This window comes from Rhodoferax sp. LS1P39 (assembly GCF_056521425.1).
On record NZ_JBWMAV010000033.1, the window covers coordinates 1 to 1250 of the forward strand.

At 61.8% G+C, this 1250-nt stretch carries 1 protein-coding gene; it reads left to right on the forward strand.

Features of this window, described 5'->3' with window-relative positions:
* Nucleotides 1-58: 58 nt before the first annotated feature.
* Nucleotides 59-1242, forward strand: a protein-coding gene (locus AC097O_RS24165; protein ID WP_479589367.1) for an IS3 family transposase whose coding sequence is annotated in 2 segments (ribosomal slippage) — nucleotides 59-329 and nucleotides 329-1242 — 1185 coding nt in all. Because the reading frame shifts where the segments join, the coding sequence is not laid out codon by codon here.
* Nucleotides 1243-1250: the final 8 nt, after the last annotated feature.

Consider the following 1250-nt stretch of genomic DNA (forward strand, 5'->3'; position numbering starts at 1 on the left):
TGTGCTGGTCTAATTCCCCCGGACACCTCGATAGGTGGAATCCACCTGGACGAGAAATATGACCAAGAAGCAAAGACGAACATTCAACGCGGAGTTCAAGCTGCAAGTCGTGCAGATGATTCGCGAGCAGGGCTTGAGCGTGATTGAGGTTTGCCGCGACCTGAAGCTCGGCGAGACGGCCGTACGGCGCTGGCTGGCGCAAGCCGATGAAGAGGCCGCAGGCCGCCCCGGCATCGGCAAACCGCTCACCGTCGAGCAGCAACGCATCCGCCAGTTGGAGGCCGAGAACAAGCAACTGCGCGGCGACGTAGATATCCTAAAAAAAGCATCGGCCTTCTTTGCCCGCGAGCTTCGATGAGCTACCAGTTCGTCGAGCAGTTGCACAAGAAGGCCGTCACCGTTGAGCGGCTATGCCGTGTTCTGGGTGTCAGCCGTTCGGGCTATTACGGTGCCCGCCAGCGCGCCAAAATTGCGCCCAAGGCCTGCTTGGTCAGCACGCAATTGAAGGCCGAGTTTGCCGCCAGCGGCAAGGTCTATGGCAGCCGTCGCCTTGGCGCGGTACTGCGTGCTCAGGGGCTGCACATCGGGCGTTACCGCGTACGGCGTTTGATGCGTGAAAACAGGTTGCGGACCCTGTGGCGGCGCAAGTTCGTTCACACCACCGATAGCAGTCATGCGCTGCCGGTCTCGGACAACGTGCTGGCGCGCCGCTTCAACCCGAGCAGCCCCAACCAGGCCTGGGTGAGCGACATCACCTACATCCGCACACGCAGTGGCTGGCTGTACTTGGCCGTGGTGCTGGACCTGTACGCCCGCAAAGTCGTGGGCTGGGCGATGGCGCCGACCATGCATGCCGAGTTGGTGTGCGCGGCGCTGCAGTTGGCCATCGCGCAGCGCCGCCCCGCGCCAGGGCTGATTGTTCATTCCGACCGTGGAAGCCAGTACGCCAGCGCGCTGCACCAGGCGCTGCTGGCGCGCCACGCTCTAGTCGGCAGCATGAGTCGCAAAGGCAACTGCTGGGACAACGCTGTCATGGAGCGCTTCTTCCTAAGCCTCAAGACCGAGCGGGTCTGGCAGCGCGACTACGCCAACCACGCCGAGGCCATGACCGATATCGCCGACTACATCGTTGGCTTCTACAACAGCGTGCGGCTGCACTCCAAACTGGGCAACTTGCCACCCAATGCTTTCGAGCAGCAATCGGCAATCAAACAACCTATCGCGGTGTCCGAAAAAACTTGACCAGCACA